The sequence below is a fragment of the Salinigranum sp. genome (assembly GCF_041641895.1).
GTDB lineage: Archaea > Halobacteriota > Halobacteria > Halobacteriales > Haloferacaceae > Salinigranum.
Genome location: NZ_JBEPXO010000001.1, coordinates 19065 through 32449 on the forward strand (window position 1 = coordinate 19065; position 13385 = coordinate 32449).

A 13385-nucleotide genomic window follows, 5' to 3' on the forward strand; every position below is an offset into this window, starting at 1 on the left:
GCCGGCTCGCGGAACCTCCCACGGTCAGCGGTGAGCAGCACAGTTCGGACGGTGTATGGAAGTTGTCGCCCGGAACACTACTGAGCGAGTTTCTACTAGTAAGCTCGGTGAACGTGGAATACGGAAGAGACGGTTGGTAAACAGCCGAGTTACTGGATACCTACTCGTTTTCGAGGGCGTCGTATATGTCGCGGTGTTCGTCCCGGTCAGCCTTGGCGGCCCGCAACACCAGTTCCCGACGGATGTCGTCCATCACGTCGTCGAGTGGAGTGCGTTCGCCAGTGTGCTCTTCCGTCGCCATGAATGGTTGTTGTCTACGGGTCGGATTAACCGTTCGGGTCCGTCGCGTTGTCGGAGTTGATCGAGCCCGTACTCGACGAGGTCGTCTCGCCACTCTGCGACGACTTCGTTCAGGTCGACATCGGTGGTATTCGTTCGGAGATATTCGAGCACGGCATCCGCATCGGCCGCCGTCTCGTCCGTCCCGAACTGCTTCAGTATCTCTCTGATTTCGTTGTCGCAGTTGAATCGGTAGCCGTTGAGTAGATAGAATACAACCGTTGTGTTGAGCGCGGTACGTTTGTTGCTGTCCACGAACGGATGATTGGTGACGAGGAGCCGAAGGAGATGAAACGCCTTCTCGTGAATCGTTTCGGGGGCCTCACGGAAACTCCCTTCGCTGACGTACTCCAGGACGAATTCGATGTCCGCACGGCGCTGGACGCCGGGGCTGGTGTCGGGATACTCGGAGACGATGTCCTCGTCGATGTCGAGCACGTCGTCGACCGACGGATACCAGACCGAGTCGGTCATCGGCGGAACACCACACCGGACGGACCTATTGGTTTCTCTCTCCGAAGGTGTGAGTCTCTGACGTACGCGACAGGTAGGTTGTGGACGAACAGACTGGAAGATTGGAGTGGCAGGTGAACCGTTCGGTCCAACAGAGGCAAAATACGGGGTATGTTCGAGTACTCCGAGTAGCGGACGTGCTGACGATGCGCCCTATCTGCAGCACGGCTGCAGAAACCTCCCCAGTCGCTGTCAAAAATAGCGTGCAACATACAGAGGCTCGATTCATCACGTCAGGAATGTCCATCCGGGTTTGGGGACCAAGTCGTGCTGAACGGACCGTTTTTCGCATTCACGACCCGCGAGAAACCTAGCCGTTTACAGGTTATGTCCGCCGGAAACCGAAAGGACCTGACCCGTGAGGTGTCTCGACTCTTCGGAGGCGAGGAACCGGACGAGGGCCGCTATGTCCTCTGTCTGGGCAAAGTTGGAAAGCGGAATATCATCGCGGATTTTCTCTTGGATCGTCTCGGGCACGTCGTCGAGCATGTCAGTCTCTGTGAAGCCAGGCGAGACGCAGTTCGCGGTTGACCCGGACGGAGCCAACTCCTTTGCAAGCGTCCTGGTGAGGCCGTGGACGCCTGCCTTCGACGCGGCGTAGTTCGCTTGGCCGAAGTTCCCCTCCTCGCCGATGATGCTGGAGATGTTGATAATGCGGCCCTCGTCGGCTTCTTTGATGTCCTCATAGAACGCCTTGGTCACGTTGAACACGCCTGTCAGGTTGACGTCGACGACTGACTGCCATTCCTCGGGTGTCATGTGCTCAAACGAGTGATCCATCGTGATCCCAGCGTTATTCACCAGCACATCGACTGCACCGAACTCGTCGTGGACCTGGTCGGCCATGGTCTGCATGGCTTCCAAGTCCGCAACGTCACCCTGCACGGTGATGGCCTCTCCGGCTGCCTCGTCTATGAGGCTGGCAACCTCTGTAGCCTTGTCATTCGAGGAACGGTAGTTGACCGCAATATTCCCGCCGTGAGCTCCCAATTCCTCTGCAATACCGCGACCGATCCCGCGGGAGGCACCGGTCACGACGACGGTCTTTCCTTCGAGGGCTGTGTCCGACTGTCTGTCGACTGTAGGCGGGGCTAAAGACATTGTCTACACTCCAGTCGTCCCGGGTGAGGGAAGTAGTTGGTGAGACAACAGGTATCACGACCCAACTGTGTAAGAACATCCCGTGCTGGATATGCGCTGTGTATGCAGCAATCCGTCTCCCACCTTGTTCATTGATCTGTCAGTATCGTGCTTGGCAGCAGGTATTAGACCCCACTCACAGTGTTGGAAGTATGCTATTCAGAATCGACGGAGAGGGTATCGTCGAACCCGTGCCAACGAACAAGTTGGCAGAGCTTGGGCTGCGAGAGCGTGATGATCTTCAGGAGTGGGTGATTGAGGAGCCGCGGATACTGGGCGAGGAACTGCTCATCGTAACGTCCGAGTACGCAGGGTTCGAGAATACGCTCGATCGACTGGACGTGCTCGCAATCGATCGGGCGGGAAGGTCGTCGTCATCGAACTGAAGCGCGATCGCGCAGACAGCAATACCGATCTCCAGGCACTGAAATACGCAAGCTTCTGCTCGACATTGACGGCTGAAGATATCCAACAGCTGTACCGTGAGTTCCACAACCGGCGCAATAGCGACGATATGTCTCCTGAGAAGGTCGCCGATCGGTTCGCGCGATTCCTGGACACCGATGAAGCAATCGACGTGGGCGAGCTTCGAGCTTGACGACCGGCCACGGATACTGCTCGCTGCTGGTGACTTCGGCACGGAGGTGACCTCTCCAGTCCTATGGCTCAATCAAGAGTACGGGCTGGACATATCCTGTGTGCGTCTGAGCACATACGAGTTCGAGGGCGAGTATCTCATCCAAGGCCAACCAATCATCCCAGTCCCCGAATCGGAGGAATACATGACGAAGCGGCGCGAGAAGCAAGAGAAACAACACGATAGTCAGGGACGCCGTCCTCGCGGAATCAAGCTTCTGCTCGAACAGGGGGTCGTTCGAGAAGGCGATGAGATACTGTTCAACGAAGCGATGTTCGAAGCAGATTGGTGTCCGGAAGGGGTAGAGGAACGCTGGGATCCAGAGGACGAGTTCTGGCAAGCTGTCGTAACTGGCAAGAAGGGCCGAAGCAACAATGTCAAATGGCGATACGACGGTCAAGAGTATTCCTTCACTGGACTATCGAACGCTGTTCTAAACGAACTCGGGGCGGGGTGGGAAACGACTAATCCGTACTGGTACTGGACGCATCCGAAGTTCGGCTACAGACACCTCAGCGAACTTCAGGAAGATCAGGTTACGGCCTATGACCGAAAAGCAAACTCTCAGGAGTAGGGACCTGACGACACTTCACAAGAGAAGCGTTACTCGACTCGCACCCTGTATTCAGCACGGTCATTCAAACCTGACAGATGTCAGGACTCCCGGCAGACCTCATTCCAGGCACGTCATCATTGGCTGCTTCCGTGATACGTCAAAAGGAGAGGATACGACGGGTGAATCTCATTCAACGATAGACTCTGACTGAAGCTATCTGTATTATTTTCAGACGATCCTAATAAGATACTCGAAAATGTACACCCGGAACACTAACGTCCGGTCTCATCCCGGGGCGGCGTGCCGCGTCGACCGGGAAACCCTCGTGCCGGGCGACTCACGTTCGATGCGCGGGTGTGAGCGGTCCCGTCTGTCCCACACCGGGGTTCTCCGCGCGTCATCGCGCCCTCGTGGGCCTGCTCGGGCGGGGACTGCGGTGTGTACCGGCACGTAGCCGGCGCACGGACAAACCAGTTGCGACGCGGGAGTGGTCGTCACTCACTCGTCGACCCGTGACATCCAGAGATATTTATATGTCGCCGACGTGCCAGACGACAGATGCATCCGAGGACCACTGCACTGGCCGTCGTTCTCGCACTCGTCCTCGTCGCTGGCTGTACGGGGAGTCCCGGCGGGAGGGACCTCTCGTCCGACGTCGACGTCTACGTCGGGAACCAGGCAGGACCCGTCGAGGGGTTCGAACGACTGACCGTGACGGTGAGTGCGGTCACCTTCGTCCCGGGGGAACGCGCGAGCGGCGACCCGAACACCCCCTCGAACGAGAGCGCGCCGGAACGGTTCGAGCGTCGAGTGGACCGCACGACTGTCGACCTGACGACCGTTGGCGGCGACTCGGCCGCGTTCGTCGACACGATTCGTCTCCCCGTGCGGGAGCGGTACACGACAGTCGTCCTCTCGCTGTCCGTCGAGGAGGCGACGCTGGCGTCGGGGGAACCGGTGGAGGTGGTCGTCCCGAACGGAACGGTCGACGTGCGCACGGCGTTCCCCGTCGAGACGGGGTCGAACACGACCCTCCTCGTCGACATGGCCGTCACCGAGGGAGAGAACAGCACGTACACGCTCACGTCGAGTGGCGCAGCGACCGGGGTGAACCTGACGACGTCGACGCCGGAGACACCGAGTGACGGGTCGTCACCGAACGGGACGTCCACGACGGCGTCGACGCCGAGCGAGACACCCGCATCGACGGGAACGGCGACGTCAGCGGCGACGGCGACGCCCACCCCGACGGAGGCCGAAGGGTAGTCGACGAGCGACCCGGGAAGAGGACGGCGCAGAGGGCCCGGAGTCGGAGTCAGGTCGGCCGGTACTCGTTCTCGCGAATCTGGACGTACTTGCCGTTTCGGAACTTGAACTTGCGTTTCTTGTAGGTCCCGACGAGTCGCGCGGCGCTCACGCCCGCGCTCATCTTCGAGACGCTCAAAGAGCGGTAGCCGCCCTCCTCGGTCTGGAGTTTCCGCGCCGTCTCGAACGCCCAGTCCCAGTCGTCGGGGCCGTAGTCGTGGACGATGTCGGCCATCGCCACGTTGCGGAGAACCTCGTCGTTTATCGCGTCCTTCCACGCGCGGTTGTACGTCGAGAGGTCCCCCTCACCGGCGAGTCGCCCGGCGATGGCACCCGTCCGGACGGCGACGTGGTCGCCCCCCTCGTGGAACGCCGAGGTGGCTCCCATCGCGCCCCCTACGACGGCGATTCCCGCTGCGACGGGCGAGTCGATGGGCCGCGTCGAGGAGATGGGGTACGTCTCCGTTCCCTTCGTCTTCCCCCGTTCTTCGACGAGGGGGAAGTCGGATTCGACGTCGTACTCGTCGCCGTACTCCTGTTCGAGGAGACGCCGGATGTACTCCTTCCCCTGAGGGACGCGCTCGTCCTCCGACCGGAGGAGTTTGTACTTGTCGCGCTCGGCCACTTCCGAGAGGTCGAGGCCGATGGGCATCGTCAGCCCCACCCGACACACGTTGTCGTCGTTCGGGAAAATCCACGGGTAGGCGGTGTGTCCCGGCATGTACCCCCACCAGAACTTGATGGCCCCGGAGACCTCCTCGTACACCTCTTCGGGGAATCGGCGGTGTTCCTGGTAGGCGATGTGGTTCGCCGAGGTCGACGCGAGGCGGTCGGTGATGTCGAAGTCGACGAGGCGGTCGAGCACCTTGTTGGTGACCGTCCGCTGGGGACCGTCCGCGAGGACGAGGAAGTCCGCACCGACAGTCGCCCCGTCGGCAGTCGTGACGACGTGCCGGGGGTCGGTCTCGCTGCCGCTCGCTTCCGGGTGGGTCTCGACGTCACGGACGGAGACCCCGACGCGGTACTCCGCGCCCGCCTCCTCGGCGCGGGTGCGCAGGAAGTCGTCGAAGCGCGCCCGGTTGAAACAGTAGCCGAAGTGGTCGTACGACGATTCGATGCCCGTCGAGCGCATCGTCACCGACTCGTTCGGGCCGATGAACTCCGCACGGTCCAGGTGGTGGAGGAGGACGCCGTCGGGGAACTCGTCGGGGTGTATCCCCATGATGTCGACCCAGTAGTCGAGGATACCCGCGGCGTCCGTCGAGTCCGGACCCAGTCGGTCGGGACGGTCCGCCCGCGGCACCCCCTTCTCCAGTACGAGCGCCGAGGCGCCTGCCGCCGCGGCGGCGTGTGCTGCCGACGACCCCGCCGGGCCGCCACCGACGATGGCCACGTCCACGCGTTCCATACTCCGTTTCGTCGATTCGGCGGTATTAAATTCCATTCTTTGCCGGCGGTGTCGGTCGCGCCTCTCGACTCTCCGGCCGCCGCCGACCTGCCGGCGACGCTGAGCGCCCACGGGCGGGGTGGGGAACCGACGAAGACGGCGACCCCGGCCGCTTCGAACGGACTCTTAACGCCGCCACGGAATCCTGCCCGTATGAGTGACACGCCACCGGACGTCGCCGTCCTCCGACAGAAGGTTCACGGAATGCCCGCCAGCGAGTACGCCGCGGCCCTCCGTGACCGACTCCCCGACCACGACGTCACCCTCGCACGCACGCCCGACGAGGAACGGGAGGCGTTCGCTGCCCGGGTCGTGACGGGTCACCGCGTCGACCCCGCACGGGTCGACGACGGCATGGAGGTGTTCGCCTGCACCTACGCGGGGACCGACCACCTCCCCACGGAGGCACTCGCCGACGCGGGTGTCGCCGTGACGAACGCGGCCGGGGTCCACGGGCCGAACGTCGCCGAACACGCCGTCGGCGCGATGCTGGCGTTCACCCGGCGGTTCGACACCGCCTGGCGACAGCAGCGAGAGCGCGAGTGGCGCTCCTTCCAGGCGTCCGAACTCCAGGGGTCGACAGTGACCGTCGTCGGCCTCGGGGCAATCGGTGAGGCAGTCGTCGCCCGCCTCGGGGGGTTCGGCGTCGACACCATCGGGGTCCGGTACAGTCCCGAGAAGGGCGGTCCGACCGACGAGGTGGTCGGGTTCGACGCCGTCCACGACGCCTTCGCCGACACCGACTACCTCGTCCTCGCCTGCCCGCTCACCGAGACGACCCGGGGACTCGTCGACCACGAGGCGTTCGAGACCCTCCCGCCCGAAGCAGTCGTCGTGAACGTCGCCCGGGGCGGCGTCGTCGACACCGAGGCCCTCGTCCGTGCGCTCCGGAGCAACCACATCCGTGGGGCGGCACTGGACGTGACCGACCCGGAACCCCTCCCGGAGGACCACCCGCTGTGGAACTTCGGGAACGTCCTCATCACGCCACACAACGCGGGCCACACGCCCCGGTACTACGAGCGCCTCGCGGACATCGTCGCGGAGAACGTCCGGCGACTCGACGCGGACAGCGGGGACCTCCAGAACCGCGTCGCCTGACGGCCCGCGCCGACGCAGAGCCTCGACTGTCCGGTCGACGTCGGCGACGGACCTGATATGACAGGTGGTATCTTTTTGCACATTCACGTATTACAGACAGTATGTCGGGGAGATACGTCCTCGTACAGACGGCCGGGGGCACCTGGCACCGGTCGACCTGTCTGTACACGCACGTCGGGGTGACGCGGCGACGGGAACGGGTCGTCTCGGACCGCGAACTCGCGGCGCTGGAGAAGACCTGTTCGCTCTGTCTCGGCGGTGACTGACGGCGACTGGAGTGGCGCGTCAGGGGTGGCGTCGGCGAGTCACCACTCGCTCGTGTCGACGATTTCGTTCCGGAGCGTGCCGACACCCTCGTACGTTATCTCGACGGAGTCGCCGGGTTCGACGAGCCCCGGGTTCGCGGGGCTCCCGAACGCGACGACGTCTCCGGGTTGGAGCGTGAACCGCCGCGAGAGGAAGGAGACGATTTCGTGAGCGTCGAACAGCATCAACTCGGTGTTCGCCTCCTGTCGGCGTTCGCCCGAGACGTCGGTGTACATCTCGATGGCCGTCGGGTCGACGTCGGTTTCGACCCACGGTCCGAGGGGTCCAGACCCGCGGAAGGCCTTCCGGGCGGTCCGTCCCTGCTGGTCGAGGGCGTCGACGTCGTTCATCACCGTGTACCCACGGACGACGCCGGGGACGTCCGCGGGCGAGACGTCACGACACTCGACGTCCACGACGGCTGCGAGTTCGCCGGCGTACGTCAGTTCCTCGGTGAACGGCGGATACGCGACGGGATCGCCGTGTCCGAGCAGCGACGCCGGCGGCTTGATGAAGAAGTCCGGTTCCTCGGGCCGTTCGTACTCCATCTGGTCCAGCGTCGCGGCGTAGTTCCGGCCGACGCAGTACAGCGCGGTCGGTTCACACGGGGGGAGGAAGTCACCCTCGTCGACTACGTACTCGGCCCCATCGCTCACGAGCGTTCCGTCCCGGTACTCGCCCGCGACGACACCGTCGTCCGTTCGTGCCCTCGCCAGTCGCATACCTCTCTTCGATGGTTCCGTGTCGAAAGCCTGTCGCTTCGTCCCGTCGGGAGGTACGCTTTTGTCAGACGAAACCCACCCAATGGTGAGAGATAATGACAGACACGACCGACGTCACACTCCGGCGGACGCAGTTAGCCACACCCGCGAGTGACACGAAGATGATGCACTCGGCGGCGGGGAGCGACGCGGACGAGGTGTTCTTGGACCTCGAGGACTCCGTGGCACCGAACGCGAAGGCGGACGCGCGTGACCCGCTGGTGACCGCGCTGAAGGAGGAAGACTGGAGCGACAAGGTCGTCTCGTTCCGGATGAACGGCCTCGACACGCGCTGGTGGTACGAGGACCTCATCCACGTCGTCACCGAGGCGGGCGAGTACCTCGACGACGTCATCGTCCCGAAGGTGAAACGCGCGAGCGACATCCACACGGTCGAGACGCTCCTCGAACAGGTGGAGGTCAACGCCGGACTCGAAGTGGGAGGTATCGGCCTCGAACCGCAGATAGAGGACGGGATGGGGATGCACAACGTCTACGAGATCGCACACGCCTCCCCACGGCTGGACTCGGTCATCTTCGGGCCGGGCGACTACTCGGCGGCGATGGGGACGCCCGGGCTGGACATCGGTCAGTTCCCCGACTATCCCGGTCACTACTGGCACTTCGCCCTGTCGTACGTCAACGCCGCGGCCAAGAGCGCTGGGCTGCCCTGCATCGACGGGCCGTACGCGGACATCGAAGACGAGGAGGGTTTCCGCGAGTCGGCGTCGAACGCCAACATGCTCGGCTGTGACGGCAAGTGGGCCATCCACCCCTCGCAGATCGAAATCGCCAACGAGGTGTTCGCGCCGGACCCCGACGTGGCCGAACGGGCCGAACGCATCGTCACCGAGTACGAGAGGGCGATGGCAGAGGGCAAGGGGGCGGTGAAGGTCGACGGCCAGATGGTCGACGAGGCGACGAACAAGATGGCACAGGAAATCGTCGCCACGGCACGGGCGGCGGGCATCCTCTGAGGTGTGCGAACAGGCGGTACGGCGTCCCTCCGGACGCGGTGTACCGCACACCCGCGAGACGCGCCCGGCCAGCGAACGGGGGGATACCGGGAGGTGGCCGCGTCATCTGGCTTGAACTCGAGGGACGTGACCGACGCGTCCGACACGCGTCAGTGGCCCGACGCCGAGTGAGCGCCACAGGTGGACCGGTGAAACGCCTATGTGTCCGCAGGGACAGGTTCTGAGTGAGACACTGTGACACGGAACCGTACCGACTACCAGTTCCCCGACGGCTGGGGGCTGATGGGGACCGAACAGCGCCACCGGTGGTTCACCCGGGAGCGGATACGCAGACGGGCACGACGGCAGGCGCGCGAGAGCGACGTCGTCGGCGTTCGCTCCCCCGACGACTTCTGAGTGAAGGGGGACCCGCGGCGCGGCCGTCACCGGTACGAGTCGCCGCCCGGGAGCGACGTCAGCCCTCAAGCGCCTCGACGAGTTCCACGACGTGACCGTCGGGGTCCTCGAAGAAGACGACGCGCGCGCCCGCCTGCTCGACGTCCATCGGTCCGTTCACGATACCGTAGTGGTCGATTTCCTCGAGTACCTCGTCGACGGAGTCGACGCCGAGCGCGAGGTGGTCCCAGGCGTCGCCCACGGTCACCTCCTCGACGGCGGGGTCGTCCTTGAACTGGAGTTCGATGCCGTTCCCGTCGGCCACGTAGCGGTTCTCCGCCCCGCCGAGTTCGAACGAGCGCGTGTACTCGAAGCCGAACTGCTCGTAGAACGCCTGGCTCTCGTCGGCGTCCGCCACGTTCAGACACAGGTGGATGAACGGTGCCATGCGGCTACTCTCGGAGAGCGCGACATAAATCCGCCCGTTGGCTCCCCTCGATCGGGAGACGACCGCTACAGTTCCCGGCCGCCGGTGACGTTGAGTCGCTCGCCACCTCTGTGCTCGGTGATGCCGAACTCGGTGGTGGCGTCGCCACGGACCGTTCGGAACTCGTGTCTGTCGCCCGCGTCCGTCTCGCGGACACGGTAGAGGAGGACGTACCACTGCCTGTCCTCGTCGTCGTACGCTGCTTCGAGCGGGCTCCACGTGACGTCGCTCATGGCGGAGACGGACGCGCCCACGGAGCATAAGCTTGTCAGCCATCCAACGTATGTCGGAGAGGGCAGGGGGATGGACGGTGTTACCACAGATTTATCATGAACTACTCTAACGAATCCGTCATGGCTGTCGACGACCCGACACCCGAGCCGTCGCCGGAGACTTCGGCGGCGACGCTCGGTCACGACCGGCCGGACGTCGAGGAGTATCGCGCCCTCGCCAGCGACTTGCGCGATGCCGTCGACGGGGGCGTCGAGTTCGACGAGTACGCACAGGTGCTGTACGCCACCGACGGGAGCATCTACGGGGCGCGCCCCGCCGGGGTGGTGTATCCGACGGACGTCGCAGACGTCCAGCGTGCCGTCGACGTCGCCACGAGTCACGGTGTCCCCGTCCTCCCTCGGGGTGCCGGGTCGTCGCTCGCCGGACAGGCGGTCGGACCGGGCTGTGTAGTGCTCGACCTCTCTCGCCACCTCGACTCGGTGCTCGACATCGACCCCGAGGCGCGGCGAGCGACGGTCGAACCGGGCGTCGTCCAGGACCACTTCGACGCCGAACTCGAACCGTACGGGCTGAAGTTCGCCCCCGACCCGGCGTCGTCGGCGCGCGCGACGGTCGGCGGCGGCATCGGGAACAACTCCACCGGAGCACACTCGGTGCGGTACGGCATCACCGACGCCTACACCGAGGAACTGAAGGTCGTCCTCGCGGACGGGTCGCTCATCCACACCCGGGAGGTCGTCGTCGACTCCGAGGAGTACGAGGACATCGTCGAGCAGGGGAACCTCGAGTCACACATCTATCGGACGGTCCGGGGGGTCGTCGAGGACAACGCCGAGGAAATCGAAACGCGCTACCCGAGCCTGAAGCGCTGCGTCTCGGGGTACAACCTCCACAAGGTCGTCTACGAGAACGAGGCGGGCGAACGCTGTATCAACCTCTCGAAACTCCTCGTCGGGGCGGAGGGGACGCTGGGCGTCGTCGTCGAGGCGACGGTGAGTCTCGTGACCCGTCCCGAGGAGACGGCGCTCGTGCTCTACTGCTTCGACGACCTGGTCGACGCGATGCGTGCCGTCCCCGAGGCGCTCGACTACGGCGCCTCGGCGGTGGAGTTGATGGACGACGAGGTGTTCAGGCTGGCCGCGGAGTCGACCGAGTACGCCCAGTACGCCGACGCCATCCCCGAGGGGACGAAGGCGGCACTCATGCTCGAGTTCGACTCCGAACTCCACGGCGAGTTCCCGGCGGCCATCGCCGAGACGAACGAGCACTTCCTGGCGGACGGCGCCGACCTGCTCGGCGAGGTTCGCAGTCGCGAGCGAGCGACCGACGGCGGGGCGACGACCGGACAGGCGCCCGCCGCCGCCACCGCCTTTGCGGCCGTCGAGGCGTACACGCCGGAGGCGCAGGCCGACGTCTGGAAGCTCCGGAAGGCCGCGATTCCGCTACTGATGTCGATGGAGGGTGACCCCAAGCCGTACCCGTTCATCGAGGACGCCTCCGTGCCCCCCGAAGAACTCGCCGAGTACGTCCAGCAGTTCGAACAGGTCTTAGAGGAGAACGGCACGTCGGCGGCGTACTTCGCCCACGCCGGCGTGGGGACGCTCCACATCCGACCCATCCTCTCGCTCAAGGAGGAGCAGGGCATCGAGACGATGCACGCCATCGCCGACGCCGTGACGGACCTCGTGCTCGAACACCACGGCGCGTTCTCCGGAGAACACGGCGACGGTCTCGCCCGCACGGAGTTCAACCCCAAGATGTACGGGCCCGAGCTCTGGACGGCGTTCAAACAGGTGAAGACGGCGTTCGACCCCGACTGGCTCATGAACCCCGGCAAGGTCGTCTTCCGCGACGACGACCCGACCGACATGCGCGAGCACCTCCGCTACGGCGTGGAGTACTCGTCGCTGGAGCCACAGACGGCGCTCGACTTCTCCGACGAGGGCGGCTTCTCGCACCTGGTCGAACTCTGCAACGGCTGTGGCACCTGCCGGCAGACCACCTCGGACGTGATGTGTCCGACCTACCGGGCGTCGAAAGAGGAGATACAGACCACCAGGGGTCGAGCGAACATGCTCCGGGCGGCCATCAGCGGCGACCTTCCGGAGGAGGAGCTGTACTCCGACCGCTTCCAGGAGGAGGTGCTGGACCTCTGTGTGGGCTGTAAGGGCTGCAAGTCGGACTGTCCGACCGGCGTCGACATGGCGAAGCTCAAGACCGAGGTGAAACACCAGTACCACCAGCGCGAGGGGTCCTCGCGGCGGGAGCGGCTGTTCGCCGACATCGACTCGTGGTCCCGGCTGGGGAGTACGCTCGCGCCCGTCTCGAACTGGGCGACGAAGCTCCCGGGCGCGCGGACGGTGATGGAGTCGCTCTTCGGCATCGCCCGCGACCGGGAACTCCCGACGTTCACCCGCGAGACGCTCGTCGACTGGTTCGAGGCGCGCGGCGGACCACAGGTCCCGGAGGCCGACGCGGAACACCGCGTCCTCCTCTTCCCGGACACGTACACGAACTACTCCTACCCGGAGCCGGGGAAGGCCGCCGTCAGAGTGCTGGAGGCCGCGGGCGTCCACGTGCAGATCCCGACCGACCTCGAACCGTCCGGGCGGGCGTCGTACTCGAAAGGTTTCCTCGACACGGCCCGCGAGCGCGCACAGGCGAACGTCGATCGCCTCCAGGCACGCGTCGACGACGGGTTCGCCGTCGTGTTCGTCGAACCGTCCGACGCCGTAATGTTCCAGGACGAGTACCGGGACCTGCTCTCGGGACCGGCGGTCGGACGGGTCGCAGACGCCGCGTTCGGGGTGTGTGAGTACCTCGACGTCCACCACCTGGACGGGGAACTCGAGACGCCCGCACCCGAGTCGATGGAGACGCTCACCTACCACGGCCACTGCAACCAGAAGGCGACGAACAAGGACCACCACGCGGTCGGCCTGCTCCGAAGAGTGGGCTACCGGGTCGACCCGCTCGACTCGGGCTGTTGTGGCATGGCGGGCTCCTTCGGCTACGAGGCCGAACACTTCGCCCTCTCGAAAGCCATCGGCCGCATCCTCTTCGACCAGGTCGACGAGAGCGCGGGCGAGCAGGTGACGGCACCGGGCGCGTCGTGCCGGTCACAGCTCGGCGACAGGGACGGCGCGGCGGAGAACCCGCCGCACCCCATCGAACTGGTCGCGCGGGCCCTCCCGCGGGAGCGGTGAG

Annotated in this window: 14 protein-coding genes; 8 read left to right on the top strand and 6 right to left on the bottom strand. The window is 64.8% G+C overall.

The genetic code is table 11. From position 1 onward, the window contains the following. Positions 1 to 252: 252 nt before the first annotated feature. Together ACESK5_RS00105 and ACESK5_RS00110 are read right to left on the bottom strand one after the other, a co-directional pair. Positions 253 to 777: a type II toxin-antitoxin system death-on-curing family toxin gene (locus tag ACESK5_RS00105; RefSeq protein ID WP_372909498.1), complete on the bottom strand. Its 525-nt coding sequence runs from the start codon at positions 775 to 777 to the stop codon at positions 253 to 255. Positions 778 to 1170: 393 nt separating this feature from the next. Continuing rightward, complete coding sequence (locus ACESK5_RS00110) at positions 1171 to 1953, bottom strand: beta-ketoacyl-ACP reductase (RefSeq protein ID WP_372909499.1); 783 nt, start codon at positions 1951 to 1953, stop codon at positions 1171 to 1173. A gap of 191 nt (positions 1954 to 2144) precedes the next feature. On the opposite strand from ACESK5_RS00110, the gene ACESK5_RS00115 reads away from it, so the two are divergent. The 3 genes from ACESK5_RS00115 (at position 2145) to ACESK5_RS00125 (ending at position 4451) form a co-directional block, all read left to right on the top strand. Continuing rightward, positions 2145 to 2378 carry a hypothetical protein gene (locus ACESK5_RS00115; protein WP_372909500.1) on the top strand — a complete coding sequence of 78 codons (234 nt, stop codon included), beginning with the start codon at positions 2145 to 2147 and terminating at the stop codon, positions 2376 to 2378. Between the two features lie 177 nt (positions 2379 to 2555). Next, a complete protein-coding gene (locus ACESK5_RS00120; RefSeq protein WP_372909501.1) occupies positions 2556 to 3203 on the top strand; it encodes a hypothetical protein in 648 nt (215 codons plus the stop codon). 540 nt (positions 3204 to 3743) lie between these two features. Further along, entirely contained in the window at positions 3744 to 4451 is a 708-nt protein-coding gene (locus ACESK5_RS00125) for a DUF4382 domain-containing protein (RefSeq protein ID WP_372909502.1), read from the top strand. 49 nt (positions 4452 to 4500) lie between these two features. Here ACESK5_RS00125 and ACESK5_RS00130 read toward each other — a convergent pair whose 3' ends face one another. Beyond that, on the bottom strand, positions 4501 to 5898 hold the full coding sequence (locus ACESK5_RS00130) for an NAD(P)/FAD-dependent oxidoreductase (protein ID WP_372909503.1): 1398 nt from the start codon (positions 5896 to 5898) through the stop codon (positions 4501 to 4503). A 192-nt stretch (positions 5899 to 6090) separates the two neighbouring features. Here ACESK5_RS00130 and ACESK5_RS00135 point away from each other — a divergent pair, with 192 nt between their 5' ends. Both ACESK5_RS00135 and ACESK5_RS00140 read left to right on the top strand, forming a co-directional pair. Then, the gene (locus tag ACESK5_RS00135) at positions 6091 to 7038 is read left to right on the top strand and encodes a D-2-hydroxyacid dehydrogenase (RefSeq protein ID WP_372909504.1); all 948 of its coding nucleotides are present in this window, start codon (positions 6091 to 6093) and stop codon (positions 7036 to 7038) included. Between the two features lie 101 nt (positions 7039 to 7139). After that, a complete protein-coding gene (locus tag ACESK5_RS00140; protein ID WP_372909505.1) occupies positions 7140 to 7304 on the top strand; it encodes a hypothetical protein in 165 nt (54 codons plus the stop codon). Positions 7305 to 7343: 39 nt separating this feature from the next. On the opposite strand, the gene ACESK5_RS00145 is transcribed toward ACESK5_RS00140, so the two are convergent. Next, positions 7344 to 8066, bottom strand: coding sequence for a fumarylacetoacetate hydrolase family protein (locus ACESK5_RS00145; RefSeq protein WP_372909506.1), 723 nt, complete (start codon positions 8064 to 8066; stop codon positions 7344 to 7346). Positions 8067 to 8161: 95 nt separating this feature from the next. Between ACESK5_RS00145 and ACESK5_RS00150 the strand changes: the two genes are divergently transcribed. After that, on the top strand, positions 8162 to 9082 hold the full coding sequence (locus ACESK5_RS00150; RefSeq protein ID WP_372909507.1) for a CoA ester lyase: 921 nt from the start codon (positions 8162 to 8164) through the stop codon (positions 9080 to 9082). Between the two features lie 234 nt (positions 9083 to 9316). Then, positions 9317 to 9478, top strand: a complete 162-nt coding sequence (locus ACESK5_RS00155) for a hypothetical protein (protein ID WP_372909508.1) — start codon at positions 9317 to 9319, stop codon at positions 9476 to 9478. A 58-nt stretch (positions 9479 to 9536) separates the two neighbouring features. On the opposite strand, the gene ACESK5_RS00160 is transcribed toward ACESK5_RS00155, so the two are convergent. Continuing rightward, the gene (locus ACESK5_RS00160; RefSeq protein ID WP_372909509.1) at positions 9537 to 9905 is read right to left on the bottom strand and encodes a VOC family protein; all 369 of its coding nucleotides are present in this window, start codon (positions 9903 to 9905) and stop codon (positions 9537 to 9539) included. Positions 9906 to 9970: 65 nt separating this feature from the next. Beyond that, a complete protein-coding gene (locus tag ACESK5_RS00165; protein WP_372909510.1) occupies positions 9971 to 10177 on the bottom strand; it encodes a hypothetical protein in 207 nt (68 codons plus the stop codon). Between the two features lie 120 nt (positions 10178 to 10297). Between ACESK5_RS00165 and ACESK5_RS00170 the strand changes: the two genes are divergently transcribed. Then, positions 10298 to 13384 carry an FAD-binding and (Fe-S)-binding domain-containing protein gene (locus ACESK5_RS00170; protein WP_372909511.1) on the top strand — a complete coding sequence of 1029 codons (3087 nt, stop codon included), beginning with the start codon at positions 10298 to 10300 and terminating at the stop codon, positions 13382 to 13384. Position 13385: the final 1 nt, after the last annotated feature.

Bases quoted from the DNA above. Each gene is read 5' to 3' on its own strand.
- ACESK5_RS00110 (WP_372909499.1), bottom strand. From the start codon at position 1,953: ATGTCTTTAGCCCCGCCTACAGTCGACAGACAGTCGGACACAGCCCTC.
- ACESK5_RS00115 (WP_372909500.1), top strand. From the start codon at position 2,145: ATGCTATTCAGAATCGACGGAGAGGGTATCGTCGAACCCGTGCCAACG.
- ACESK5_RS00120 (WP_372909501.1), top strand. From the start codon at position 2,556: ATGAAGCAATCGACGTGGGCGAGCTTCGAGCTTGACGACCGGCCACGG.
- ACESK5_RS00125 (WP_372909502.1), top strand. From the start codon at position 3,744: ATGCATCCGAGGACCACTGCACTGGCCGTCGTTCTCGCACTCGTCCTC.
- ACESK5_RS00130 (WP_372909503.1), bottom strand. From the start codon at position 5,898: ATGGAACGCGTGGACGTGGCCATCGTCGGTGGCGGCCCGGCGGGGTCG.
- ACESK5_RS00135 (WP_372909504.1), top strand. From the start codon at position 6,091: ATGAGTGACACGCCACCGGACGTCGCCGTCCTCCGACAGAAGGTTCAC.
- ACESK5_RS00140 (WP_372909505.1), top strand. From the start codon at position 7,140: ATGTCGGGGAGATACGTCCTCGTACAGACGGCCGGGGGCACCTGGCAC.
- ACESK5_RS00145 (WP_372909506.1), bottom strand. From the start codon at position 8,066: ATGCGACTGGCGAGGGCACGAACGGACGACGGTGTCGTCGCGGGCGAG.
- ACESK5_RS00150 (WP_372909507.1), top strand. From the start codon at position 8,162: ATGACAGACACGACCGACGTCACACTCCGGCGGACGCAGTTAGCCACA.
- ACESK5_RS00160 (WP_372909509.1), bottom strand. From the start codon at position 9,905: ATGGCACCGTTCATCCACCTGTGTCTGAACGTGGCGGACGCCGACGAG.
- ACESK5_RS00165 (WP_372909510.1), bottom strand. From the start codon at position 10,177: ATGAGCGACGTCACGTGGAGCCCGCTCGAAGCAGCGTACGACGACGAG.
- ACESK5_RS00170 (WP_372909511.1), top strand. From the start codon at position 10,298: ATGGCTGTCGACGACCCGACACCCGAGCCGTCGCCGGAGACTTCGGCG.